At 65.6% G+C, this 23,566-nt stretch carries 21 protein-coding genes and 1 other RNA gene; 10 read left to right on the top strand and 12 right to left on the bottom strand.

What is annotated here, in order from left to right; translation table 11 throughout:
• Positions 1–11: 11 nt before the first annotated feature.
• Entirely contained in the window at positions 12–1,826 is a 1,815-nt protein-coding gene (locus ACZ42P_RS05180) for a copper resistance system multicopper oxidase (protein ID WP_464899019.1), read from the bottom strand.
• 155 nt (positions 1,827–1,981) lie between these two features.
• On the opposite strand from ACZ42P_RS05180, the gene ACZ42P_RS05175 reads away from it, so the two are divergent.
• Together ACZ42P_RS05175 and ACZ42P_RS05170 are read left to right on the top strand one after the other, a co-directional pair.
• The gene (locus ACZ42P_RS05175; protein ID WP_114649349.1) at positions 1,982–2,665 is read left to right on the top strand and encodes a heavy metal response regulator transcription factor; all 684 of its coding nucleotides are present in this window, start codon (positions 1,982–1,984) and stop codon (positions 2,663–2,665) included.
• Positions 2,666–4,048: a heavy metal sensor histidine kinase gene (locus ACZ42P_RS05170; protein WP_464899018.1), complete on the top strand. Its 1,383-nt coding sequence runs from the start codon at positions 2,666–2,668 to the stop codon at positions 4,046–4,048.
• A 199-nt stretch (positions 4,049–4,247) separates the two neighbouring features.
• Here ACZ42P_RS05170 and ACZ42P_RS05165 read toward each other — a convergent pair whose 3' ends face one another.
• Positions 4,248–4,637, bottom strand: a complete 390-nt coding sequence (locus ACZ42P_RS05165; protein ID WP_082438493.1) for an EAL domain-containing protein — start codon at positions 4,635–4,637, stop codon at positions 4,248–4,250.
• 255 nt (positions 4,638–4,892) lie between these two features.
• Positions 4,893–5,789 carry a cation efflux transmembrane domain-containing protein gene (locus ACZ42P_RS05160; RefSeq protein WP_425592673.1) on the bottom strand — a complete coding sequence of 299 codons (897 nt, stop codon included), beginning with the start codon at positions 5,787–5,789 and terminating at the stop codon, positions 4,893–4,895.
• A gap of 139 nt (positions 5,790–5,928) precedes the next feature.
• Between ACZ42P_RS05160 and cadR the strand changes: the two genes are divergently transcribed.
• Positions 5,929–6,348: a Cd(II)/Pb(II)-responsive transcriptional regulator gene (gene cadR, locus ACZ42P_RS05155; RefSeq protein ID WP_464899017.1), complete on the top strand. Its 420-nt coding sequence runs from the start codon at positions 5,929–5,931 to the stop codon at positions 6,346–6,348.
• A gap of 272 nt (positions 6,349–6,620) precedes the next feature.
• Here cadR and ssrA read toward each other — a convergent pair.
• From ssrA to ACZ42P_RS05130, 5 genes are all read right to left on the bottom strand, one after another.
• Positions 6,621–6,984, bottom strand: a transfer-messenger RNA (tmRNA) gene (ssrA, locus tag ACZ42P_RS05150).
• Between the two features lie 62 nt (positions 6,985–7,046).
• On the bottom strand, positions 7,047–7,625 hold the full coding sequence (locus ACZ42P_RS05145) for a nucleotidyltransferase family protein (RefSeq protein ID WP_464899016.1): 579 nt from the start codon (positions 7,623–7,625) through the stop codon (positions 7,047–7,049).
• The gene (locus ACZ42P_RS05140) at positions 7,622–8,587 is read right to left on the bottom strand and encodes an XdhC family protein (RefSeq protein WP_464899015.1); all 966 of its coding nucleotides are present in this window, start codon (positions 8,585–8,587) and stop codon (positions 7,622–7,624) included. The genes ACZ42P_RS05145 and ACZ42P_RS05140 overlap by 4 nt, the downstream gene beginning before the upstream one ends.
• On the bottom strand, positions 8,584–10,752 hold the full coding sequence (locus ACZ42P_RS05135; protein ID WP_464899014.1) for a xanthine dehydrogenase family protein molybdopterin-binding subunit: 2,169 nt from the start codon (positions 10,750–10,752) through the stop codon (positions 8,584–8,586). Before ACZ42P_RS05135 ends, ACZ42P_RS05140 begins: the two co-directional genes overlap by 4 nt.
• Positions 10,749–11,213, bottom strand: a complete 465-nt coding sequence (locus tag ACZ42P_RS05130) for a (2Fe-2S)-binding protein (protein WP_464899013.1) — start codon at positions 11,211–11,213, stop codon at positions 10,749–10,751. Before ACZ42P_RS05130 ends, ACZ42P_RS05135 begins: the two co-directional genes overlap by 4 nt.
• A gap of 122 nt (positions 11,214–11,335) precedes the next feature.
• On the opposite strand from ACZ42P_RS05130, the gene ACZ42P_RS05125 reads away from it, so the two are divergent.
• On the top strand, positions 11,336–11,548 hold the full coding sequence (locus ACZ42P_RS05125; RefSeq protein WP_464899012.1) for a hypothetical protein: 213 nt from the start codon (positions 11,336–11,338) through the stop codon (positions 11,546–11,548).
• 88 nt (positions 11,549–11,636) lie between these two features.
• On the opposite strand, the gene ACZ42P_RS05120 is transcribed toward ACZ42P_RS05125, so the two are convergent.
• The 4 genes from ACZ42P_RS05120 to ACZ42P_RS05105 are packed head-to-tail and all read right to left on the bottom strand — an operon-like array spanning position 11,637 to position 15,043.
• Positions 11,637–12,290: an HAD-IA family hydrolase gene (locus ACZ42P_RS05120; protein ID WP_464899011.1), complete on the bottom strand. Its 654-nt coding sequence runs from the start codon at positions 12,288–12,290 to the stop codon at positions 11,637–11,639.
• A gap of 14 nt (positions 12,291–12,304) precedes the next feature.
• Entirely contained in the window at positions 12,305–13,000 is a 696-nt protein-coding gene (gene ubiG, locus ACZ42P_RS05115; protein WP_464899010.1) for a bifunctional 2-polyprenyl-6-hydroxyphenol methylase/3-demethylubiquinol 3-O-methyltransferase UbiG, read from the bottom strand.
• Positions 12,997–14,313: a TRZ/ATZ family hydrolase gene (locus tag ACZ42P_RS05110; RefSeq protein WP_464899009.1), complete on the bottom strand. Its 1,317-nt coding sequence runs from the start codon at positions 14,311–14,313 to the stop codon at positions 12,997–12,999. The genes ubiG and ACZ42P_RS05110 overlap by 4 nt, the downstream gene beginning before the upstream one ends.
• Before the next feature lie 58 nt (positions 14,314–14,371).
• Positions 14,372–15,043, bottom strand: a complete 672-nt coding sequence (locus tag ACZ42P_RS05105; protein WP_464899008.1) for an OmpA family protein — start codon at positions 15,041–15,043, stop codon at positions 14,372–14,374.
• A gap of 279 nt (positions 15,044–15,322) precedes the next feature.
• On the opposite strand from ACZ42P_RS05105, the gene gyrA reads away from it, so the two are divergent.
• From gyrA to aroF, 6 genes are all read left to right on the top strand, one after another.
• Complete coding sequence (gene gyrA, locus ACZ42P_RS05100; protein WP_464899007.1) at positions 15,323–17,869, top strand: DNA gyrase subunit A; 2,547 nt, start codon at positions 15,323–15,325, stop codon at positions 17,867–17,869.
• An 84-nt stretch (positions 17,870–17,953) separates the two neighbouring features.
• Positions 17,954–19,036 (top strand): 3-phosphoserine/phosphohydroxythreonine transaminase, encoded by a 1,083-nt coding sequence (gene serC / locus ACZ42P_RS05095; protein WP_464899369.1) that lies wholly within the window; start codon positions 17,954–17,956, stop codon positions 19,034–19,036.
• The gene (locus ACZ42P_RS05090; protein ID WP_464899006.1) at positions 19,029–20,207 is read left to right on the top strand and encodes a phosphoglycerate dehydrogenase; all 1,179 of its coding nucleotides are present in this window, start codon (positions 19,029–19,031) and stop codon (positions 20,205–20,207) included. Before serC ends, ACZ42P_RS05090 begins: the two co-directional genes overlap by 8 nt.
• Positions 20,208–20,216: 9 nt before the next feature.
• Positions 20,217–21,284 carry a prephenate dehydratase gene (gene pheA, locus ACZ42P_RS05085; RefSeq protein ID WP_464899005.1) on the top strand — a complete coding sequence of 356 codons (1,068 nt, stop codon included), beginning with the start codon at positions 20,217–20,219 and terminating at the stop codon, positions 21,282–21,284.
• 137 nt (positions 21,285–21,421) lie between these two features.
• A complete protein-coding gene (gene hisC, locus ACZ42P_RS05080) occupies positions 21,422–22,540 on the top strand; it encodes a histidinol-phosphate transaminase (RefSeq protein WP_464899004.1) in 1,119 nt (372 codons plus the stop codon).
• The gene (aroF, locus tag ACZ42P_RS05075; protein WP_464899003.1) at positions 22,537–23,553 is read left to right on the top strand and encodes a 3-deoxy-7-phosphoheptulonate synthase; all 1,017 of its coding nucleotides are present in this window, start codon (positions 22,537–22,539) and stop codon (positions 23,551–23,553) included. Before hisC ends, aroF begins: the two co-directional genes overlap by 4 nt.
• Positions 23,554–23,566: the final 13 nt, after the last annotated feature.

Below are 23,566 nucleotides of genomic sequence, written 5' to 3'. Positions count from 1 at the left end.
TTTGATCAGTTTCATGACACGACCACCTCGCGGAACATGCCCATGTCCATGTGCAACATCAGGTGGCAGTGCCAGGCCCAGCGACCCAGGGCGTCGGCGGTCACGAGGAAGCTGACGCGCTGCGCGGGTTGAACCGGGATGGTGTGGCGACGCACCAGGAACTGCCCGTCGGGCGTTTCCACCTCGCTCCACATCCCGTGCAAATGCATCGGGTGCGTCATCATCGTGTCGTTGTGCAGGATGACGCGCACCCGCTCGCCGTACTTCAGGTGCACCGGCGTGCTCTTGCCGAACTCGAGGCCGTCGAGCGACCAGGTATAGCGCTCCATGTTGCCGGTGAGGTGCAGCTCGATCTCGCGCTCGGCTCCGCGTGGGTCGAGAGGACCACCGATCGTCCTGAGATCCGCCAGCGTCAGCACGCGCCGGCCGTTGTTGCGCAGGCCAATGCCCGGATCGTCAAGATTGGTGCGCGGCATGTCCACCCGCATATCCGTGCTTGGGCCGTATTCCGTGCGTGCGTGACGGACCGTGGCGCTGGGCTTGGCCATCGCGCCGCCGGTCATGCCATGCATCGCGTGCTGGCCGTGATCCATGGCCATCGCGCCATGGTTCATGCCGGACATGTCGTGCTTCATGCCCGGCATGTCGTGGCCCATCGCCGCGTGGTCCATCGCGCCCATCATGTCGGCCATGGTGAGCCATTCGACGGGATCGAGCGCAGGCACGGCGGCGCTCAAGCCCTCGCGCACCGCGAGCGTGCCGCGGGCGAAGCCGGTTCGATCCATCGATTGCGCGAAGATCGTGTAGGCGTCCTCTCGGGGCGTGACGATCACGTCGTAGGTCTCGCCCGGCCCGAAGCGGAACTCATCGACGGTCACGGGCTCGACGTTCTGCCCGTCGCTTTGCACCACCGTCATCTTGAGCCCCGGGATGCGCACGTCGTAGAAGGTGTTGGCCGCGCCGTTGATGAACCGCAGACGCACGCGCTCGCCCGGCCGGAACAGGCCAGTCCAATTGCCGGCAGGGGTGACGCCGTTCATCAGGTAGGTCAATGTCGCCCCCGAGAGATCGGCCAGATCGGTCGGGTTCATCCGCATCTGGTTCCACATCGCACGCTTGTCGAGTGCGCGGGAAAGCCCCATGTCGGCGACGTCGCGGAAGAAGTCAATGGCCGTCGGCTGATTGAAGTTGTAGTAGTCGCTTTGCGCCTTGAGCTTGGCGAGCACCCGCATGGGGTCTTCGTCGGTCCAGTCGGACAGCAGCACGACATGGTCGCGGTCGGCGCGGATGGGGTCTGCCTCACGCGGCTCGACGATCAAGGCCCCGTACATGCCGGTCTGCTCCTGCATGCCGGAGTGCGAGTGATACCAGTAGGTGCCGGTTTGTTCGAGGCGGAACTGATAAGTGAAGGTTTCGCCCGGGGGGATGCCCGGAAAACTGATACCGGGTACCCCGTCCATCTGGTAGGGCAGGATGATCCCGTGCCAGTGGATCGACGTGGCTTCGCGCAGGCGGTTGGTGACGCGGATGGTGACTGTGTCGCCCTCCCGCAGTTTGAGCGTCGGCGCCGGGATGGAGCCATTGATGGTGGTCGCCATCCGTGGCTTACCGGTGAAATTGACCGGCGATTCGCCGACCACCAGGTCGATGTTCGTGCCGCTGAGCACGGGCGCTGCACCCGTGCGCGTGTCGGACAGCCCCTGCGCCGCAGCACGCAGCCAGGGTGACAGGCCGATCATGACGCCGCCAGCGACCAAGCCGCGCACGAAACGCCGCCGAGCGGGCACCAACGGCAACGGTGAATGAAACGGTCTCAAGGGTGGCATGGGCTCCTCGCAATGAATTGCTGATTTCGTGGATGACATGCTAGAGGGCCACCCCTGTTAGGAAGCTGTCTGTCAGATTACATTTTTGTTATCATCGTGTCAGGTGCGCCCAAAATCGTCACACTAGCGGCTATTCGATATGGCGGAGCACCCTCATGAAAATACTGATCGTCGAAGATGAACCCAAAACGGGCGAGTACCTGCGTCAAGGCTTGAGCGAAGCGGGTTTCGTGGTTGATCTGGCGCAGGACGGCACGGATGGCCTGCACCTGGCCTTGCAGGGCGAATACGACCTGGTGATTTTGGATGTGATGTTGCCCGGCCTCGACGGCTGGCAGGTACTCCAGTCCTTGCGCCGTCGCGGCCTGCAGATGCCAGTGCTGTTCCTGACTGCACGCGATCAGGTGGAAGACCGCGTCAAAGGCCTTGAGCTCGGAGCGGACGACTATCTGGTCAAGCCTTTCTCCTTTGCCGAATTGCTGGCCCGCGTGCGCACGATCCTGCGCCGGGGGCGCAGTGGCAACGAGAGCACCGTGCTGCGCGTGGCCGACCTCGAACTGGACCTGCTGCGCCGACGCGTGTCACGCGGCGGCCGGCGGATCAGTCTGACTGCCAAAGAGTTCGGCTTGCTGGAACTGCTGATGCGCCGTCATGGCGAGGTCCTGCCCCGCTCGCTGATCGCCTCGCAGGTCTGGGACATGAATTTCGACAGCGACACCAATGTGATCGAGGTGGCCATCCGGCGCTTGCGCGCGAAGATTGATGAGGGGCATGAGGTCAAGCTGATCCACACCGTACGTGGCATGGGTTACGTATTGGAAGCGCCGGAGGAGCACTGAATGTTTCGCTCCCTGTCACTGACGACCCGGCTCACCCTCTTCTTTACGTTGGCGGCTGCGGCTGTGGTGTTTGGATTGGCCTTGTTGGTCATCGCTGCATCCGAGCGGCATTTCATCGAGCTGGATCACATGGCGCTGCAGGACAAGCAGCACCTGATCGAGGATATTTTGGCGCGATCCAATTCGGCCGAGGACGCCAAGTGGCTGCTGCGTGAGGCATTGAGCCACCATCACGGGCTGTACGTCAGCGTCCATGATTCGAAAGGTGAAACGCTCTTCCAGTCCGAAGGATTTCGCCTCCCGCGCGAACTGTCACCGGCGGATGAAGGCAACGGCAACGACGCGCTGATCCATTGGGCCGACGAAGGGCAGGCGTTTCGCGGGATGCTTGTCCGGGTTATTCCAGCCTATGACGCAACGACGCGGCTGGACATCCTCGTTGCCATGGACACGGCGCATCACACACGGTTCATGCTGGAGTTGCGGCGCACCCTGATGACCTATGCCGTCGTGACGATCGTCATCTGTGGCGTGCTCGGCTGGCTTGCCGCGTACAAGGGGCTGGCGCCATTGCGTGCCATGAAATCCAGAGCGACCACGCTCACGAGCCAGCGGCTGCACCAGCGCATGCCGGTCGATGCGGTACCCATCGAAATGGCCGATCTGGCGCACGAACTCAACAAGATGCTGGACCGGCTGGAAGACGCGTTCACGCGACTGTCGGAGTTCTCGTCGAATCTGGCGCATGAGCTGCGCACCCCCCTGAGCAACCTGCTGACCCAGACCCAGGTCGCATTGGCTACCCGGCGCGATGCCGATGCCTACCGGGAGATCCTGGCTTCCAATGCCGAGGAACTGCAGCGTCTGGGCCGCATGGTGTCCGATATGCTGTTCCTGGCCAAGGCCGAACGCGGGATGATGCTGCCGAACCGGGAACGTTTCTCGGCAGCCGAAGAAACGCACGCCCTGATCGAGTTCTATGAGGCGGTCGCCGAGGAGAAGGGCGTCAGACTGGCTCAGCGTGGTGAGGGCGAGATCGTCGGTGATCGCTTGATGTTCCGCCGTGCCCTGAGCAATCTGCTTTCGAACGCGCTGCACCACACCCCGCCCCATGGCGAGGTCACGATCGAGATCAGCCAGTCTTCCCAAGCCACCCGGGTGAGCGTCGAGAACACTGGCGAGGACATCGACCCGAAGGTACTGCCGCGCCTGTTCGATCGGTTTTACCGTGCCGACCCATCGCGGTCACATCCGGAAACCGACGGCGCAGGGCTGGGATTGGCGATTACCCGTGCCATCATGCAAGCCCATGGAGGATCGATCAGCGTGACGTCCGCGCAGGGCAGGACCCGGTTCTGCCTGGAGTTCCCAGGCGGAACCTGATGAGGTGAAGCAGTTGGGGCGAGCCAGCCCAAGTGCCTTTGGTCTGTGCGCTTTCGCAGAGGCAATGGCCCCGATCGCTGTTGAACCGACCGGGCTGACGGCTCCCGATCACGGATCAGCGTGAACGCTACGAAGAGTTTGAGAGAACTCGGGGGCGTGATCATGCGCCGGGGCCCGGTGCCATGGAGCGGCTTTGCCGTCATGTACCGAGGTGGCCTTGCTCTTGGCGATCCACGTCCTGACCGAGATCATGACTCGGACATGCGCTTTGCAACCACCTGCGCGCGAAAACCTCGGCCGGCTCCGGACGGGCGAAGTAATACCCCTGTGCTTCGTCGCAACCCAATGCCAGCAAGTGTTCCGCCTGCGCTGCCTCTTCCACACCTTCGGCCAGGGTCTTGAGGCCGAGGCTCTTCGCCATGGCAACGATGGCGGACACAATGGCGAGATCGTTGCGATCGGTCAGCATGTCCCGCACGAACGAGATGTCGATCTTCAGTTTATGAACGGGAAATCGCTTGAGGTAAGCCAGTGAGGAATACCCGGTGCCGAAATCATCGATGGACAGCGCAAACCCGGCCGAGGTCAGGGCGCGCGTGACCCTCCATCACCGAGATCGCGGCAGCCGAGAGCATTGACCGGGGGCATGCAAGTCGGATCGCGCAACTGACCCGGCTTGCACCTGACATCGTCGAGGCGTGCGTGGTGGAAAAGGCAGTCGGGCTTGTGCTGGAGCGCCTGATCCGGCGAGCCTTGCCATTGGATTGGGCAGCGCAGCGTGAAATTCCAGGGCGGGAATTCAGTCGTTGATATTGCCGGGGCGGCATGTCCCGCGCTCGCTGCTTCAGGCACCGAGGCGCAGGATGCGCCGCGCACCGTTCAATACCAGCAGCGCGATGAGCGAGCCAATCACCAAATCGGGGTAACGCGATCCTGTCCAGGCGACCAACGCCCCGGCCGCGATCACCCCCAGGTTTGCCAGCACGTCGTTCGTGGAGAAAATCCAGCTTGCCTTCATGTGAGCGCCGCCTTTTCGATGACTGGAGATCAAGACAAGGCAGGTAACGTTTGCAATGAGCGCAACGAGCGCGATCCCCATCATGAGCGGTGGCTCGGGCTCGCTACCAAAGACGAAGCGGCGCAGCACCTCGGACATTGCGCCGAGCGCGAGCAACAGTTGCAGCCAGCCTGACAACCGCGCCGCCTTCAGCTGGTGCCCGGTATGACGGCCGACGGCGTAGAGCGCGAGCCCGTAGACGGCGGCATCCGCGAACATGTCCAGTGAGTCAGCCATGAGCCCCGTGGACTGCGCAATCCACCCGGTCGTCACTTCGACGACAAACATGGCGGCGTTGATGGCAAGCAACCATTTGAGAGCGCGAGACTCTTGCTCGGAGGACGGCTGGCTGTCGCTTTGCCCATCGACAGTGTGCGGGCCATTCGATTCAGTTGACGCAATGAGACGGGCGCCCAAGCCGAGACTTTCAAGCTTGCTTGCAATGGGTTCGACGGGGCTGTCGTGAAAAACACGCAACTCGCGCTCGCCAAGATCGAACTCGAGTGCGGCCAGCCCGCTCGTATTCTCGAGCGCGAGCCGGATCATGCGCTCCTCCGAAGGGCAGTCCATCTTCGGCACCGAGAACAGACTCATCCTTCCCGTCCCGGTCGGCGTGGCACCCGTCATGGACTCCGCCTTCCGCTCGGACGCACATCCGCAGGATTTCTGGCATTCATCAGTCATAGTCATTGGTCCTTGATTCTTCTCGTTCCTGATCCGGCGAGGCTCTTGCAGAAACCAGCAAGCATCCGGAGGGTATTTTGAGATTTAACACTCTATAGCTACTATAGAGTCAAGTCGATGATAAAAAGGGGTTGCAGCTATGCAGATCGGAGCGCTTGCCCGGCAAACCGGGTGTCCGATTCAAACGATTCGCTTTTATGAGCAGGAAGGACTCCTGCCGCCCCCGTCCCGGAGCGCGGGCAATTTCCGCTTATATGGCGACGCGCACGTCGAACGCTTGCTTTTCATTCGCCGCTGTCGTTCGCTGGACATGACGCTCGACGAGATTCGTGTGCTGTTGCGCCTCAAGAACGTGCCAACCCAAGATTGCAGTGAGGTCAACCGTGTTCTTGAGGCACACATCGAGCAGGTCGCGGTGCGTATCCAGGAACTGAGCGCACTTGGGCAGCAGCTCAGATCCTTGAGGGAAATGTGTTCCGAAGGCAGAAGCGCCGAACAGTGCGGCATCCTGTGCGAACTGTCTCAACCAGTATCTGCCGCCGAGCTCGCCGTACCTTGATGCAAGACGAGGTGAGCAGTGCAGATTCGGTAACCAACGGCCGACCAATTCACAATCGCAACCCGGAAGCCGGAAACCCGCGCCAGTGCTGGCTCTGGCTCGGTGAACGCTCACGAGCCCAGCAGAGAAAAACGGCAGCAGAGAGGCGAGAAGTACTCCGAAACGGCGTCGTTTGGCGGTGCAGCGCTCACGAGGCAACGGGCCGGAACCGCGCCAACACTGGCGCTCAGGGCAAAAAAATCCCAACCGATAAGGGTTGGGATTTCACATTATGGTGGAGGCGGCGGGAATTGAACCCGCGTCCGCAAGTCCTACACAGCCAGTTCTACATACTTAGCCTCGTCTTTTGATTTGACCCGCACCCCGCCGACGGGCAGGCTGGTTGCGGGCGATCCGCTGGATTTTCGTCCTGGCCCCCGCGGCGTGGGCCAGGCTTACTTCCTGCTGTTCATGACGCTGCTGCTGGTGTGACCCAGCCCGGCCCGCAGGCCGACCGGTGCAGCGTCTGGCCTTAAGCGGCCAGAGCGTAAGATTCGTCGTTGGCGACTATCTTTGATTCGGCTGGATTAACGAGGTACTCCGACCCTCGGTATGCCCTGACTGCTTCGCAACCCACGTCGAAACCGGGTCGCCCCCTTGAAGCAGAAAGTCGCTGGCTCTGAGCCCTTTCCGGCGCGAAAGTTCCCAAAGCCCCGCAATTATATCCCGCCCGGCGCAGCCAGGAGATCCGCCGGCTGGTCCACGTCACGCACCACACCGGCGTCGTCGGTGTCGATCAGGCGCAGGCAGGCCCGATACCGCTCGATGATGCCGCGCGCGCCCAGGTCTCCGGACAGGCCGGCGAGCTCGGCGAGGAAGCGGCGGTCGAAGCCCACCGGATGGCCGCGGCGACCCCGGTAGCAGGGGGCGACGATGCCACCCTGGGTCGCCAGCTTTGCGGCCACCGCCTGGGTGGTGGCGGGGGTGAGCCAGGGCATGTCGGCCGGCAGGATGAGCCAGCCCGCGGCGTGTGCCGTGTGGCCCACGCCCCAGGCGAGGCTTGCGCCGAGGCCCGCGTCGGCGGTTGGGCAGGGCAGCACCCGGGCGCCGGCGGTGGCGAGAAGCGCGGTGAGGGCGGCATCGTCCGGTCTCACCACCGCATACACACAGTCCACCGCCGGGGCCAGGGCCTCCAGGGCGGCCCGGGCAATGGGCCGGCCGTCAGGCAGGCGCGCAAGCAGCTTGGCGCTGCCGAAGCGGCGACCCCGACCTGCGGCGAGGAGGAGACCGGCGATCATGGTTGTGCGGCGCCGGCGGCCGGCACGAGCTGCACGCCATTGCGCGTGGCGATCAGGTCGGCCAGGATGGCCACCGCGATTTCCGCCGGACGTTTGGAGCCGATGGGCAGGCCCACCGGGCCGCGCAGCCTGTTGATGGCCTCCGGCGCGAGATCCAGCAGGGCGAGCCGCTCGCGCCGGCGTGCCTGGTTGCGGCGTGAGCCCAGGGCGCCCACGTAGAAGGCACGGGAGGGCAGGGCTTCCATCAGGGCCATGTCGTCCAGCCGGGGGTCGTGGGTGAGGGCGATCACGGCGGTTGCGGCATCCGGCGTTAGGTCGCGCAATGCATCGTCCGGCATGGCCTTCGTCAGCCGGGCCAGGTTTTCCGGCCAGGTAGCGCGGTACTCCTCACGGGGCTCGCAAACCCATACTTCCCAACCCAGCGCCCCGGCCATGGCGGCGAGATGGCGGGCAATGTCCACCGCGCCCACCAGCACTAGGCGCAGCGCCGGCCGGTAGGTGATGGTCACTGCCGCGTCCGTAAGGCACACGTCCTCCTGGCGTGGGGGTGCCAGCCGTGATGAACCGTTGCCCAGATCCACCGCCCGGGCGATGGGTCTGCGCGCGCGCAGGGCGGCCAGCAGGTCCACCACCAGGGGGCGGGGCGGAGCCGGCTCCCACAGGAGCGTAAGCCGTCCGCCGCAGGGCAGTTGCCAGCGCCGGTTTTCCTCGGGCGTGCCGCCATAGTGAAGCAGCATGGGGCCACCAGTATCGAGCCGTTGCATGAGATCGGCCTCGATGCAGCCGCCGGAGACGCTGCCCACCACGGCACCATCGCTGCGGATGGCAGCCATGCTGCCGGGCGGGCGCGGACTGGAGCCGTAGCTGGCCAACACGGTAGCCAGCCGCGCGCGGGGATCGTTCCAGTCGAGCAGGGCCTGCCACACCGCTTCCGGGGAGGAAACCGGGGCAGGCGCGTTCATGTCCGCAGCGACTGGGTGTCGAAGGGCAACCGGCGCAGCCGTTTCCCGGTCGCGGCGAACAGGGCATTGGCCACCGCGGGTGCCAGGGGCGGCACCCCCGGTTCGCCCACCCCGCTGGGATTGGCGCTGGAAGGCAGGATGTGCACCTCCACCCGCGGCATGTCGGCGATGGTGAGCAGGGGGTAGTCGTGGAAGTTGGATTGCTCCACCAGCCCATCCTTGAGCGTCACCGCGCTAAAGAGTGCCGCCGACAGGGCGAAGCCGATGCCCCCTTCCATCTGGGCACGCACGATGTCCGGATTGATGGCGATGCCACAGTCCACCGCGCATACCACCCGCTCCACGCGGAAGCGCCCATCCGCCTGCACGCTCACCTCGGCCACCTCCGCCACCACCGAGCCGAAGGACTCGTGCACCGCCACCCCGCGGCCCCGCCTCAAACCCGGCTGGGCAGCCAGCGGCGTGCCCCAGCCGGCTTTTTCCGCGGCGAGCCGGAGCACGGCCTGATGGCGGGGGTGTCCTGCCAGCAGGCGCAGCCGGTAGGCCACGGGATCCATGCCGGCGGCGTGGGCGAGCTCATCGATGAACACCTCGGTGGCAAAGGCGGTGTGGGTGGAGCCCACCGAGCGCCACCATTGCACCGGCACGGGGTAGCGGGGCGAATGCAGGTCCACCAGCAGGTTGGGAATGGCATAGGGCAGGTTGGCCGCACCTTCCACGCTCATGGCGTCGATGCCATTCTTCACCATGGCGCCTTCCATGGGCGTGCCGGCGGCGATGCTCTGGCCCACCAGCCGGTGCTGCCAGGCCACGGGCATCCCCTGGGCATCGAGCCCCGCGGCGATCCGGTGGTAGAACAGGGGACGGTAATAGCCGGCGCGGAGGTCGTCCTCCCGGGTCCAGATCATCTTCACCGGCGCGCGGCCGCCGATGGCCCTGGCGATGGAGACGGCCTCGATCAGATAATCGGCGTGGGGGTTGGCGCGGCGACCGAAGCTGCCCCCCGCATAGAGCATGTGGAGCTGAACTTTCTCCGGCGCAATGCCCAAAACCCGGGCCACGGCCTGCTGGTCGCCAGTCTGCATCTGCTCGCCGTTCCAGATCTCGCAGCCGTCGGGCCCGAGCCTGACCACGCAGTTCAGCGGTTCCATGGCCGCATGGGCGAGATACGGAAACTCGAACTCGGCGGTCAGCCGTTTGGCCGCCCGGCCCAGGGCCTTTTCCGCATCCCCCTCGCGGCGCGCCACCACGCCGGGGGAACGGGCGAGATTGCGGTAGTGCTCCAGCATCTCGGCGGTGCTGCCGCGGAAGGCCCGCGACTCGTCCCACTCCACCCGGAGCGCATCCCGCCCGCGCTTGGCGGACCAGAAGTCCCGACCCAGTACCGCCACGCCCTGGGGAATGGCCACCACGTCCACCACCCCGGGGACGGCCCTGGCGGCGGTGGCATCGAAGCTTTTCAGCCGGGCGCCGAAGCGGGGCGGGTGGGCCACCAGGGCGGTGAGCATGCCCGGCAGCTGCACGTCGGCGGTGAACAGGGCGCGGCCGGTGATCTTGTCGCGGCTGTCCTTGCGCGGCACATGGCGGCCGATGTAGACGAAATCCCGGGGATCCTTGAGGCGGATGTCCTCCGGTTCCGGCACCGGCTCCTGGGCTGCCTGGGCGGCGAGCTCACCGAAGCGCGCCTGCCGGCCCGAGGCCTTGTGGCTCACCACGCCCGCCCTGACCGTGATTTCTGCCGCGGGCACGCCCCACTCGCGGCTGGCCGCCGCGACCAGCATGTGGCGCGCCGCGGCACCGGCCCGACGCATCTGCTCGAAGGAATTGGCCATGGCGGTGGAGCCGCCGGTGCCCTGGGCACCCCACAGCAGGTTGGCATAACGGCGTACATCGGCCGGCGCGCCCTCCACCCGGATCTGGGACCAGGCCGCATCCAGCTCCTCCGCCAGCAGGGTGGCGAGCCCCGTGTAGGTGCCCTGCCCCATTTCCAGGTGTTTGGCGATGATGGTCACGGTATCGTCCGGCGCGATGCGCACGAAGGCGTTGGGCTCGAAGGGCCGGCCTGCTTCCGCCGCGGCCAGCACCGGCTTCAGATAGACCGCGAGACACAGCCCGCCCGCGCCCTTGAGAAAGGCGCGGCGGCTCATATTGACCAGGGTGCTCATGCCGGCCTCCGCAGGGAGCGGGCCGCCTCGTGCACCGCGGCGCGGATGCGCTGGTAGGTGGCACAGCGGCACAGGTTGCCGGCGAGGGCCGCGTCGATGTCGGCATCGCTGGGACGGGGGTTGCGGGCGAGCAGGGCGCTGGCGGCCATGATCTGGCCGGACTGGCAATAGCCGCACTGGACCACGTCCAGCTTTTCCCAGGCTGCCTGGACGGCGCGGCCGATGCGGGACTTGAGCCCCTCGATGGTGGTGACGCTGCGGCCGGCCACCGCCGAGACGGGCGTGACGCAGGCACGCACCGGCTCGCCGTCGAGGTGCACGGTGCAGGCACCGCACAGACTCATGCCGCAGCCATACTTGGTGCCGGTGAGCCCCAGCCGGTCGCGCAGGACCCAGAGCAGGGGCATGTCCGGGTCCACGTCGAGGCTGTGGGTTTTGCCGTTGAGCTTGAACTGGATCATGGGACCTCCGCCTGATGCAACGTCCCCAGTATAGGCAAGCCTGGGGACGGTTTTGCTATAATCCGGCCCCGGCAACACTGTGCTTTTCTCTTGAACGCGTTCAACTTTCTCTGGAGGAAACCATGGACCAGTCCCAGCTCATTCAGGAAAAGCTGAAGCTCGACGCGGAGCTCCAGGCCTACATCAAGGAGCACGGCTTCGACTACAACGAGTACTGCGCGCCCTCTCCCGGCAGCTGGTATGAAAGCTACCGCAAGCGCGTGAAGGAAGTGGAAGACCAGCTCCTGCCCAAGCTCAAGTACTGGGTCGGTCCCAGCCAGCAGAAGGCGGCCTGAAGGGCGCCCCCTGACGGGCTCCCCCTGACGGGCTCCCAAAGCAACGAAAAAGCGGCCGAAAGGCCGCTTTTTCGTTGGAGCGTTCGGGTCAGCCGAGCCAGCGGAAAATCTCCGGGGGCGCATCGATCAGGCCCAGGGCGCCCCAGGCGGCGGGATCGTCGTCCTGCGCGAGATAGCCATAACGCGCCACCAGCACCGGCATGTCGGCCGCCCGTGCGGCGGCCACGTCCCGCTGCGCGTCCCCCACGTACAGGCAGCGGCTGCCGGGCAGTCCCAGTCGGCGCGCGGCCTCGAGCAGGGGTTCGGGGTGGGGCTTGGCGTTGGCGGTGGAATCCCCGGAAACGATGCAGGCGGCCCGGGCGGCCAACCCCAGCGCCTCCATCAGGGGCAGGGTGAAGCGGGCCGGCTTGTTGGTCACCACCCCCCAGCGCAGCCCGCGTGCCTCCAGTTGCGCCAGGGTCTCCGGGATGCCCGGAAACAGCACCGTCTGCTCGCACAGGTGGCGCGCGTAGATGTCCAGGAACTGGGCGCGCAGGTTGGGGAAATTCGGCGCCTCCGGAGTGAGGTTGAAGCCCAGGGCGAGTAGCCCCCGTGCCCCGTGGGACGCCACCGGCCGGATGGTCTCGAAGGGCAGGGGCGGCAGGCCATGGAGCCGCCGCTGCTCGTTGAGGGCAAAGGCAAGATCGCGGGCGGTGTCGGCCAGCGTCCCGTCCAGATCGAATAGCACCGCTTCAACGGCCACGCCGGCTCACCTTGCTAGGCTTTCCGCCGGGCCTGCAGCAGGTAGTTGACATCCGTGTCACGTCCCAGGGAATAGACCCGGGTAAAGGGGTTGTAGCTCATGCCGATGATGTCGGTCACGGCCAGGCCTGCCTCGCGGCAGAAACGGGACAGCTCCGAGGGCTTGATGAACTTGGCGTAGTCGTGGGTGCCCCGGGGCAGCAGGCCCAGCACGTATTCCGCGCCGATGATGGCGAACAGGTAGGACTTGGGATTGCGGTTGATGGTGGAGAAGAACACTGCGCCGCCCGGCTTCACCAGCCGGCCGCAGGCGCGCACGGTGCTCGCCGGATCCGGCACGTGCTCCAGCATTTCCATGCAGGTCACCACGTCGAAGGCTCCGGGCATTTCCTCCGCCAGGGCCTCCGCCGAGATCAGGCGGTAATCCACCCTGCGGCCGGATTCCAATAGATGCAGCCGCGCCACCTTGAGCGCCTTCTCGCCCAGGTCGATGCCCATCACCTCCGCCCCGCGTTCCGCCATGCCTTCGGCGAGGATGCCGCCGCCGCAGCCCACGTCCAGCACCTTCTTGCCGGCCAGGCCCACCTGACGGTCGATCCATTCCAGGCGCAGGGGGTTGATGTCGTGCAGCGGCTTGAACTCGCTGTTGGGATCCCACCAGCGGTGGGCCAGTGCGGCGAATTTCTGCAGTTCCACTTCGTCGGCGTTCATGTCTTGGCTCCCAGGATGCGCTGCCAGTGGCCCGCCTTGGCCATGAGCTCGCGTTCGTCCAGTTTAGTGAGAGCCCGGGCGTCGAGCAGCAGTTCCCCATCCACCCAGACGTGGCTCACCTGCTCGCGGCCAACGGCGTAAACCAGATGGGAGACGACATCATAGCAGGGCAGCGTTTCCAGCCCCGAGAGATCCACCGCCACGATGTCGGCGGCCTTGCCCGGCACCAGGGAACCGATGCGGCCGTCCAGGCCCAGGGCGCGGGCGCCGTGGAGGGTAGCCATGGCCAGGGCCTGGTGGGCATCGACGGCGGTGGGATCGCCCGTGCTGCCCTTGGCGAGCAGCGCCGCGGTGCGCGCCTCGTTGAGGAGATCGAGGCGGTTGTTGCTCGCGGCGCCATCGGTGCCGAGGGCCACGTTGACGCCCGCGGCGAGCAGGGCGGCCACGGGGGCGATGCCGCTCGCCAGCTTGAGGTTGGAGCTCGGGCAGTGGGCCACGTGCACACCGGTGCGGGCGATGAGTTCGATTTCCGATTCGTTGAGGTGCACCATGTGCACCGCGATCAGACTGGGGCCCAACAGTCCCAGCGCCTCCAGGCGGGCCAGGGGTCGCAGCTTGTTTTCGGCGAGACTGGCTGCGATCTCGTCGGCCGTCTCGTGCAGGTGCATGTGGATGGGCAGTTCCAGCTGGTCGGCCAGGGTGAGGATCTTGGCCAGGCTGCGGTCGCTCACCGTGTAGGGTGCGTGGGGCGCCATGGTGAAGGTCAGCCGGGGCTCGCCCTTGAAGGCATCGCGCACCCCCAGGCCCTTGCGCAGGTAATCCTCGGCATCGCCCGCATAGGGACTGGGAAACTCGAGGACGATGATGCCCAGCGCCGCCCGCAGGCCGCTGGCCAGCACCGCTTCTGCCGTGGCCTCGGGGAAGAAATACATGTCATTGAAGCAGGTGATCCCGGCCCGCAGCATCTCGGCGCAGGCGAGCAGGCTGCCGTCGCGCACGAAGTCGGCCGACACATGGCGGTTTTCCGCGGGCCAGATGTGCTCTTTGAGCCAGGTCATCAGTGGCAGGTCGTCGGCCAGCCCGCGCATCAGGCTCATGGCGGCGTGGGTGTGCAGGTTGATAAGCCCCGGGATCAGCACGTGGGAATCCAGCCGCGTTTCCGCCACGTCGGGATAAAGCCGGCGGGCCTCCGCCGAGGGAAGCAGGGCGGCGATCACGCCGTTTTCCACGAGCAGACTGTGGTGCTCCAGCGTGACCCCCGGCGGCTCCACGGGCACGATCCAGCGGGCACTGAGGAGGTGGCTTGCGGTCATGGGAGCAGGCTCAAAAAAAAGCCCCGCGCAGGGCGGGGCTGGTTGGGATGCGGATCACTCAGTCGGCGGAGGACTTTTGCACCTTGATTTCCACCACCACGCGGCGGTTGGGCTGCAGGCATTCCACCAGCTTCTTGTTGCGGCGGTTTTCCGGACCCTTGATGTTCTTGCAGTCCACCACCGGCTCGGATTCACCCTTGGCGGCGGTCTCCAGCCGGCTGGCCTCGATGCCCCGGGAGATCAGGTAGTCCTTCACGGCATTGGCGCGCCGCTCGGACAGTTTCATGTTGTACTTTTCGCTGCCGATGCGGTCGGCGTGACCGGTGATGAGCAGGACTTCCACCTGGGGATACTGCTTCATCTTGGCCACCACTTCCCGGTCCAGCACTTCCTTGCCGTCCGGGCGCACCACGGCCTTGTCGAAGTCGAACAGGGCTTCCGCCTGGATGGTCACCTTGGCGAAGGCGGGCTTGGCGGGGCCGGTGGGCGGCACCAGCGGCGCGGCCGGCACGGTGTCCTGCTTGGCGGCCGGCTTGGGCGCTTCCTTCTTGACCAGGTCGGGATCGCATTCGGGAATCGCCATGGACGGGGTCCAGTAACCGGCGCGCCAGCACTGGTTGTAGTTGTTCTTCCAGACATTGCCGCTGTTGTCGTACCAGTAGCCGGGCGAGCGTTCCGCGGCCTGTGCCGGTACCAGGCCGGCCGCCGCCAGGGTCAGCGCCGCGAGCATACCCGAGAGAGTTTTTGCACGCGAGGAAATAGCCATCGTTCGAGCCTTTCTTTTTGGTGAAGATTCCGTGAAGTCCGTGTAGCGCGGCAGGCGCCGCGCACTTCTTGCCAAGGATAAACACAAAGTCACGTAAATACAAGGCGCGCAGGGGCTCTCCCGGTGCAACGACCGGCTGCCCGGTGGCCGGGCCAGTGGCCCGGACCGGCCGGCCATGTTAGACTTGCCCCTATTTTTTCCCCTCGCACGGCTCGCCGCGGGCCCTGCCAAGCTGCTGAAAACATGGACCAATTCGCCAAAGAAACGATCCCCGTCAGCCTCGAAGAGGAGATGCGCAATTCCTACCTCGATTACGCCATGAGCGTGATCGTGGGCCGGGCCCTGCCCGACGTGCGCGATGGTCTCAAGCCCGTGCACCGGCGCGTGCTGTTCGCCATGCACGAGTCGAACAACGTGTGGAACCGCCCCTACGTGAAATGCGCGCGGGTGGTGGGTGACGTGCTGGGTAAGTACCACCCCCACGGGGACACCGCGACCTACGAGGCTTTGGTGCGCATGGCCCAGGACTTTTCCATGCGCTACACGCTGATCGACGGCCAGGGCAACTTCGGTTCGGTGGACGGGGATTCCCCCGCCGCCTACCGCTACACGGAGTGCCGGCTGGAGCGCATCGCCTCCGAGATGCTGGCGGACATCGACAAGGAAACCGTCGATTTCGTTCCCAATTACGACGGCAAGGAGCGGGAACCCACGGTCCTGCCCACGCGCATTCCCAATCTGCTCATCAACGGTTCGGCGGGCATCGCCGTGGGCATGGCGACCAACATCCCGCCCCACAACCTGGGTGAGGTGGTGGATGCCTGTCTGGCGCTGCTCGACAACCCGGAGATCGAGGTGGACGAACTGATCGACATCGTCCCCGCGCCCGATTTCCCCACCGCGGGCATCATCTTCGGCGTGGCCGGGATTCGCGAGGGCTACCGCACCGGCCGCGGACGGGTGGTGATCCGCGCCCGCACCCACTTCGAGGATCTGGACAAATCGGGCAACCGCCAGGCCATCATCATCGATGAGCTGCCCTACCAGGTGAACAAGGCCAACCTCCTCATGCGCATCGGGGAGCTGGTGCGCGAGAAGAAGATCGAGGGCATCTCCGACCTGCGCGACGAATCCGACAAGTCCGGCATGCGCGTGGTGATCGAGCTCAAGCGCGGCGAAATGCCGGAGGTGGTGCTGAACAATTTGTTCAAGCTCACCCAGATGCAGGACAGCTTCGGCATGAACATGGTGGCCCTGGTGGACGGCCAGCCACGTCTGCTCAACCTGAAGCAGATGCTGGACGCCTTCCTGCGCCACCGGCGCGAGGTGGTCACCCGCCGCACCATCTTCGAACTGCGCAAGGCACGGGAGCGGGGGCACATCCTGGAGGGTCTGGCGGTGGCGCTGTCCAACGTGGACGAGATCATCGCCCTGATCAAGGCTTCCGAGACCCCGGCGGTGGCCAAGGAGCGCCTCATGGGCAAGACCTGGCGTTCGCCGCTGGTAGAGGAGATGCTGGCCCGCGCCGGGGCCGACGCCACCCGACCCGAGGGACTGTTGCCGGAATATGGCCTGTCTGCCCAGGGCTACCGGCTCTCGGATGCCCAGGCGCAGGCGATCCTGGAGCTCAGGCTGCAGCGCCTCACCGGGCTGGAACAGGACAAGATCCTGGCCGAATACCGCGAGGTGATCGACAGGATCGCCGATTACCTGGACATCCTGGCCAAGCCGGCACGCATCACCCAGATCATCCGGGAGGAACTGGCGGAGATCAAGGCGCAGTACGGCGACCGGCGCAAGAGCGAGATCGTGGTGGATGCCCAGGATCTCTCCCTGGAGGACCTGATCGCGCCCGAGGACGTGGTGGTGACCCTGTCCCACTCCGGCTACATCAAGGCCCAGCCCATCGCCGACTATCGTGCCCAGAAACGCGGCGGCCGCGGCAAGCAGGCGGCCGCCACCAAGGAAGACGATTTCATCGAGAAGCTGTTCATCGCCAACACCCACGACCACATCCTGTGCTTCTCCAACCGCGGGCGGGTGTATTGGCTCAAGGTCTACAACGTGCCCCAGGGCAGCCGCACCTCGCGCGGCAAGCCCATCGTCAACCTGGTGCCCCTGATGGAGCACGAGAAGATCACCGCCGTGCTGCCGGTGAAGGAATTCGACGACGAACATTTCGTCTTCATGGCCACCGCCATGGGCACGGTGAAGAAGACGCCCCTGTCGGAGTTTTCGCGTCCGCGTTCCACCGGCATCATCGCGGTCAACCTCGACGATGGCGACTACCTGGTGGGGGCGGACATCACCAATGGCCGCTGCGACGTCATGCTGTTCTCGGACGGGGGCAAGGCGGTGCGCTTCGACGAGAACGACGTGCGTCCCATGGGCCGCAATGCCCACGGCGTGCGCGGCATGAAGCTGTTGCCCGGGCAGAAAGTCATTTCCATGGTGGTGGCGGGCGAGGAGAATCTGTCGGTGCTCACCGCCACCGAGAACGGCTACGGCAAGCGCACGCCCCTTGCGGAATACACCCGCCACGGCCGCGGCACCCAGGGCATGATCGCCATCCAGACCACCGAGCGCAACGGCAAGGTGGTCGCGGCGGCGCTGGTGGACGAGAACGACGAGATCATGCTCATCACCACCGGCGGGGTGCTGATCCGCACCCGCGTCCGGGAAATCCGCGAGATGGGGCGCGCCACCCAGGGGGTGACCCTGATCAACCTGGACGAGGGCGAGAAGCTGGTGGGCGTGCAGCGCATCGTGGAGCGCGACGAGGACGAGTGACCGGGCACCGGGCAGACGCGGGCACCCTGCCCGTGTTACGGCGCCTGTGGCCAATGATGATTCTTGAACCATGAAGGTCGAATGATGGAACGGGTTTACAACTTCAGCGCCGGACCTGCGGCATTGCCCCTGGAAGTGCTCGAGCAGGCGCGCGACGAACTCATCAACTGGCAGGGGTGTGGCATGTCCGTGATGGAGATGAGCCATCGCGGCAAGGAATTCATGGGCATCGCCGCCCAGGCGGAGGCCGACCTGCGGGAGCTGCTAAACATCCCGGCGAATTACAAGGTCCTGTTCCTGCAGGGCGGGGCGTCCCTGCAATTCGCCATGGTGCCCATGAACCTGCTGCGCGGCAAAACGTCGGCGGACTATCTCAACACCGGCGAGTGGTCCAAGAAGGCGATCAAGGAAGCGAAGAAGTTCTGCTCGGTCAACGTGGTGGCCAGCTCCGAGGACCGCAATTTCTCCTATGCGCCCACCCAGGATCAGTGGCGGCTGGATCCGAACGCGGCCTACGTCCACTACACGCCCAATGAAACCATCGGCGGGGTGGAGATCTTCTGGACGCCGGATACCGGCGACGTGCCCCTGGTGGCGGACATGTCCTCCAACATCCTGTCGCGTCCCATCGACGTGTCGCGCTATGGCCTGATCTACGCCGGCGCCCAGAAGAACATCGGTCCGGCAGGGCTCACCATCGTCATCGTGCGCGAGGATCTGCTGGGCCAACCCCTGGCCGGCACGCCCACCATGCTGGACTACAAGACCCACGCCGATAACGATTCCATGTACAACACGCCGCCCACCTTCGCCATCTACATGGCGGGGCTGGTGTTCAAGTGGCTCAAGCGGCGCGGCGGCCTCAAGGCGATGGAGGAATACAACATCGCCAAGGCGAAGATCCTCTACGACTATCTGGACAGCACGGAGTTTTACCGCTGCCCCACGGCGCGCGAGAACCGCTCACGCATGAACGTGCCGTTCACCCTCAGGGACCCTGCTCTGGACGAAGCCTTCCTCAAGGGGGCCAAGGAGCACGGGCTGGTGCAGCTCAAGGGGCATCGCTCGGTGGGCGGCATGCGTGCCTCCATCTACAACGCCATGCCCATCGAGGGGGTGAAGGCGCTGGTGGAATACATGAAAGCCTTCGAGAAGCAACATGGCTGAGAAATACCGCATCCTCACCCTCAACAACATCTCGCCGGTGGGGCTGGCGCGCCTGCCGTCCGAGCGCTACATCGTCGGCAGCGATGTCACGGAGCCCGACGCCATCCTGGTGCGCTCGGCCAAGATGCACGACATGGTGATTCCGCCCAGCGTGAAGGCCATCGGCCGCGCCGGCGCCGGCACCAACAACATTCCCGTGGCGAAGATGAGCGAACGCGGGGTGCCCGTGTTCAACGCGCCCGGCGCCAATGCCAATGCGGTCAAGGAACTGGTGATCGCCGGCATGCTGATCGCCGCACGCAATCTCATGCCTGCCTGGCGGTTTGCCGAGTCCCTCGCTGGCGACGACGCGGAGATCGCCAAGGCAGTGGAGGCGGGCAAGAAGCAGTTCACCGGCATCGAGCTGCCGGGGCGCACCCTCGGTGTCATCGGCCTGGGGGCGATCGGATCCCTGGTGGCGGATGCCGGCATCCGGCTGGGCATGAACGTGATCGGCTTCGATCCGGAGATCACGGTGGATGCCGCCTGGCGCCTGCCTGCCAGCGTGAAAAGGGCGGCCAGTGTCGAAGAGGTGGTGAAAAACAGCGACTTCATCAGCCTGCACGTGCCGCTCCTGGACAAGACCCGCAACATGATCGACGCGGCCCGCATCGCCCTCATGAAACCGGGCGCGGTGCTGCTCAACTTCGCGCGCGAGGGGATCGTGGACGACCATGCGGTGGTGGAAGGCATCAATGCGGGCCGCCTGCGTGGCTATGTCTGCGATTTTCCGGCCAATGCCCTCAAGGGCAATCCGCGCATCGTCACCTTCCCGCACCTGGGCGCTTCCACCCAGGAGGCGGAGGAAAACTGCGCCGTGATGGTGGCGGAACAGGTGCGCGATTACCTGGAAAACGGCAACATCCTGAACGCGGTGAATTTCCCCAACGTCTCCATGGCGCGGGAATCCGCCTGGCGCATTGCCATTGCCAATGCCAACGTGCCCAACATGGTCGGCCAGATCTCCACGGCCATGGCCGAGGCAGGGCTCAACATCCACAACATGGTGAACAAGTCCAAGGGCGAGATGGCCTACACCCTGGTGGACGTGGACAGCGAGCCGCCCCAGGCGGTGATCGACCGCATCGCCGCCATCAAGGGTGTGCTCATGGTGCGTGCCATTCCTGCCTGAACCGCGGCCATGTCGGATGCCCTGCAAACTTTGAGACAGCGCATCGATGCCGTCGATGACGAGCTGCTGCGCCTGCTCGCCGAGCGGGCGCAGCTTGCCCAGGAAGTGGGGCGGCTCAAGCAGGGCAACCATGTCTATCGGCCGGAACGGGAGGCGCAGGTGCTGCGCCGGGTCAAAGCGGCCAATCCCGGCCCGCTGTCGGACGAGGCGGTGGCGCGTCTGTTCCGCGAGATCATGTCGGCCTGTCTTGCCCTGGAGCAACCCCTCAAGGTGGCCTACCTGGGGCCGCCCGGCACCTTCAGCCAGGCGGCGGCGGTGAAGCATTTCGGCCACGCGGCGCAGACGGTGGACTGTCCCTCCATCGACGACGTGTTCCGCCAGGCCGAGGCCGGCATGGTGGATTACGCCGTGGTGCCGGTGGAGAACTCCACCGAGGGGGCCATCGGCCGCACCCTGGACCTGCTGCTCCACACGCCCCTCAGGATCTGCGGCGAGACCGTGGTGCGGGTGCACCAGTGTCTGCTGCGGCGCGAGCCGACGCGGGAGGGCATCGAGCGCGTCTACTCCCACCCCCAGTCGCTCGCGCAATGCCACGAATGGCTGAACCAGCACCTGCCCGGGGTGGCGCGCGTGCCCGTGTCCAGCAACGCCGAGGCGGCGCGCCTGGCGGCGGCGGAGCCCAACGCGGCCGCCATCGCCGGCGAGATGGCGGCGGAGATCTACCAGCTCGTCGTGCTGGAACGCAACATCGAGGATGATCCCAACAACACCACGCGCTTCCTGGTGCTGGGCAGCCATGACGCGGCGCCTTCCGGCCAGGACAAGACCTCGCTGGTGATGTCCGCACCCAACCGTCCGGGGGCGGTGTATGAACTGCTGGGACCCTTCGCCCGCCACGGCGTGTCCATGACCAAGCTGGAGTCCCGGCCCTCGGGTACCACCCTGTGGGACTATGTGTTCTACGTGGACGTGGAGGGACACCGTGAAGACGAAGCCGTGGCCCGATCCCTGGCGGAACTGAAAAACCTGGCGTCCCTGCTCAAGGTGCTGGGTTCCTACCCGGTTGCCGTATTGTGAGGGCGCGGTGAGCAGGAAGCGGATAGCGGTGGGCCGGAACCGGCGGGCGGCAGGGCGCCTGTGTCGGGGCCGCCACTGACCGTTCACCGGCCGCCGCTTGTCCATCCTGCTGCTTACCGCCATGACCGGATTCGAACATGGAACTGTGTGATCTGGCGCCAGCCTATGTCCGGGCGATTGCGCCCTATCCCCCCGGCAAGCCCATCGGCGAGCTGGCGCGGGAGATGGGGCTCGATCCTGCAGACATCGTGAAACTGGCTTCCAACGAAAATCCCCTGGGGCCGAGCCCGCTGGCCCTGGACGCGGTGCGGGCGTGTCTGTCTGAGCTGGCCCGCTACCCGGATGGCGCCGGCTACGAGCTCAAGGCGGCGTTGGCCCGGAAGTACGGCGTCGCCATGAACCAGATCGTGCTGGGCAACGGCTCCAACGACGTACTGGAGTTCGCCGCCCGCGCCTTTCTCGCGCCCGGCGCGTCTGCCGTGTTCTCGCAGCATGCCTTCGCCGTCTATCCCCTGGTGGTGCAGGCGGTGGGGGCGCGGGCCATCGAGGTGCCGGCCCGGGATTTCGGCAATGACCCCGCCGCCCTGCTGGAAGCCATCGAGGACGACACGCGCATCGTGTTCCTGGCCAACCCCAACAATCCCACCGGCACGGTGCTGGCCCCCGACGCGCTGCTGGCCCTGCTCGAGGAAGTGCCGCGCCGCGTGCTGGTGGTGCTGGACGAGGCCTACTATGAGTACCTGGATGCAGCCGTGGCCCCGCCCAGCGTGGCGTGGTTGGCGCGCTTTCCCAACCTCATGCTCACCCGCACCTTTTCCAAGGCCTATGGCCTGGCGGGACTGCGTGTGGGCTTCGCCCTGTGTCACCCGGACGTGGCCGACATGCTGAACCGGGTGCGCCAGCCGTTCAACGTGAGCACGGCGGCGCAGGTGGCGGCACAGGCGGCACTTGCCGACACCGATCACCTGGCGCGCAGTGTCGCCGTAAACCGTGCCGGCATGGACCAGATCACCGCAGGGCTCGCCAGGCTGGGGCTGGAGTGGATTCCCTCCTACGGCAACTTCCTGAGCTTCCACATCGGCAACGCCACGGCCATGTATCAACGCCTGCTGAGACGCGGTGTGATCGTCAGGCCCATCGCCAACTACGGACTGCCGGAGTATCTGCGCGTGAGCATCGGCCTGGAACGGGAAAACGAACGGTTTTTGACGGCGCTCGCGAGCGCCCTCGAGGAACAGCGAAAGGAATCGGCATGATCATCGTGATGGAAAACGGCGCCACCGAGGAACAGATCGAAGCGGTGGTGCGCAAGATCAAGGAATACGGCTGCGAGGCCAATGTCTCGCGCGGGACGGAGCGCACCGTGATCGGTGCCATCGGCGACGAGCGCAAGATCGACCAGGAGGCCATCGACGCCCTGCCCGGGGTCGAGCAGTCCATGCACATCGTCAAGCCCTACAAGATCGTGGCGCGGGAATGGCACCGGGAGAACACGGTCATCGACATCCGCGGCGTGCCGCTGGGGGGCAACCAGATCCAGGTGATCAGCGGCCCCTGCTCGGTGGAGACCCAGGAGCAGATGGACGAATCCGCGCGCTTCGTCAAGGAAGCCGGCTGCCGCCTGATGCGGGGCGGTGCCTTCAAGCCCCGCACCAGTCCCTACACCTTCCAGGGACGGGGCGTGGAAGGACTGGCCATGTTCCGCAGGGCGGCGGACAAATACGGCCTGCCCATCGTCACCGAATTGATGGACGTGCGCATGCTGGACACCTTCCTGGAGTACGACGTGGACGTGATCCAGATCGGCACGCGCAACATGCAGAACTTCGACCTGCTCAAGGAAGTGGGGCGCATCAACAAGCCGGTGATCCTCAAGCGCGGCATGGCCGCGACCATCTCCGAATGGCTGATGGCGGCGGAATACATTGCCGCGGGCGGCAACCACAACATCATCTTCTGTGAGCGCGGCATCCGCACCTATGAAACGGCCTACCGCAATGTGCTGGATGTCACCGCCGTGCCCATGCTGAAGAAGGAGACCCACCTGCCGGTGATCATCGATCCCTCCCATGCCGGGGGCAAGGCCTGGATGGTGCCGGCGCTGGCGCGGGCGGCCATCGCCGCCGGCGCCGACGGCCTGCTGGTGGAATCCCATCCCCGCCCCTGCGAAGCCTGGTGCGATGCCGACCAGGCCCTGAGCCCGGAGGAGCTGAAGAGCCTGATGGGCGAGCTCAGGGGTATTGCCACGGTCCTGGGACGCAGCATCTAAACAGCATGAACGC

This window comes from Thiobacter subterraneus (assembly GCF_055379455.1).
This window is presented reverse-complemented; position numbering and strand designations above follow the sequence as displayed.

Excerpts from the sequence above, each read along its gene's own strand:
- ACZ42P_RS05180 (WP_464899019.1), bottom strand. The coding sequence starts at position 1,826 with ATGCCACCCTTGAGACCGTTTCATTCACCGTTGCCGTTGGTGCCCGCT.
- ACZ42P_RS05175 (WP_114649349.1), top strand. The coding sequence starts at position 1,982 with ATGAAAATACTGATCGTCGAAGATGAACCCAAAACGGGCGAGTACCTG.
- ACZ42P_RS05170 (WP_464899018.1), top strand. The coding sequence starts at position 2,666 with ATGTTTCGCTCCCTGTCACTGACGACCCGGCTCACCCTCTTCTTTACG.
- ACZ42P_RS05160 (WP_425592673.1), bottom strand. The coding sequence starts at position 5,789 with ATGACTGATGAATGCCAGAAATCCTGCGGATGTGCGTCCGAGCGGAAG.
- cadR (WP_464899017.1), top strand. The coding sequence starts at position 5,929 with ATGCAGATCGGAGCGCTTGCCCGGCAAACCGGGTGTCCGATTCAAACG.
- ACZ42P_RS05145 (WP_464899016.1), bottom strand. The coding sequence starts at position 7,625 with ATGATCGCCGGTCTCCTCCTCGCCGCAGGTCGGGGTCGCCGCTTCGGC.
- ACZ42P_RS05140 (WP_464899015.1), bottom strand. The coding sequence starts at position 8,587 with ATGAACGCGCCTGCCCCGGTTTCCTCCCCGGAAGCGGTGTGGCAGGCC.
- ACZ42P_RS05135 (WP_464899014.1), bottom strand. The coding sequence starts at position 10,752 with ATGAGCACCCTGGTCAATATGAGCCGCCGCGCCTTTCTCAAGGGCGCG.
- ACZ42P_RS05130 (WP_464899013.1), bottom strand. The coding sequence starts at position 11,213 with ATGATCCAGTTCAAGCTCAACGGCAAAACCCACAGCCTCGACGTGGAC.
- ACZ42P_RS05125 (WP_464899012.1), top strand. The coding sequence starts at position 11,336 with ATGGACCAGTCCCAGCTCATTCAGGAAAAGCTGAAGCTCGACGCGGAG.
- ubiG (WP_464899010.1), bottom strand. The coding sequence starts at position 13,000 with ATGAACGCCGACGAAGTGGAACTGCAGAAATTCGCCGCACTGGCCCAC.
- ACZ42P_RS05110 (WP_464899009.1), bottom strand. The coding sequence starts at position 14,313 with ATGACCGCAAGCCACCTCCTCAGTGCCCGCTGGATCGTGCCCGTGGAG.
- ACZ42P_RS05105 (WP_464899008.1), bottom strand. The coding sequence starts at position 15,043 with ATGCTCGCGGCGCTGACCCTGGCGGCGGCCGGCCTGGTACCGGCACAG.
- gyrA (WP_464899007.1), top strand. The coding sequence starts at position 15,323 with ATGGACCAATTCGCCAAAGAAACGATCCCCGTCAGCCTCGAAGAGGAG.
- serC (WP_464899369.1), top strand. The coding sequence starts at position 17,954 with ATGGAACGGGTTTACAACTTCAGCGCCGGACCTGCGGCATTGCCCCTG.
- ACZ42P_RS05090 (WP_464899006.1), top strand. The coding sequence starts at position 19,029 with ATGGCTGAGAAATACCGCATCCTCACCCTCAACAACATCTCGCCGGTG.
- pheA (WP_464899005.1), top strand. The coding sequence starts at position 20,217 with ATGTCGGATGCCCTGCAAACTTTGAGACAGCGCATCGATGCCGTCGAT.
- hisC (WP_464899004.1), top strand. The coding sequence starts at position 21,422 with ATGGAACTGTGTGATCTGGCGCCAGCCTATGTCCGGGCGATTGCGCCC.
- aroF (WP_464899003.1), top strand. The coding sequence starts at position 22,537 with ATGATCATCGTGATGGAAAACGGCGCCACCGAGGAACAGATCGAAGCG.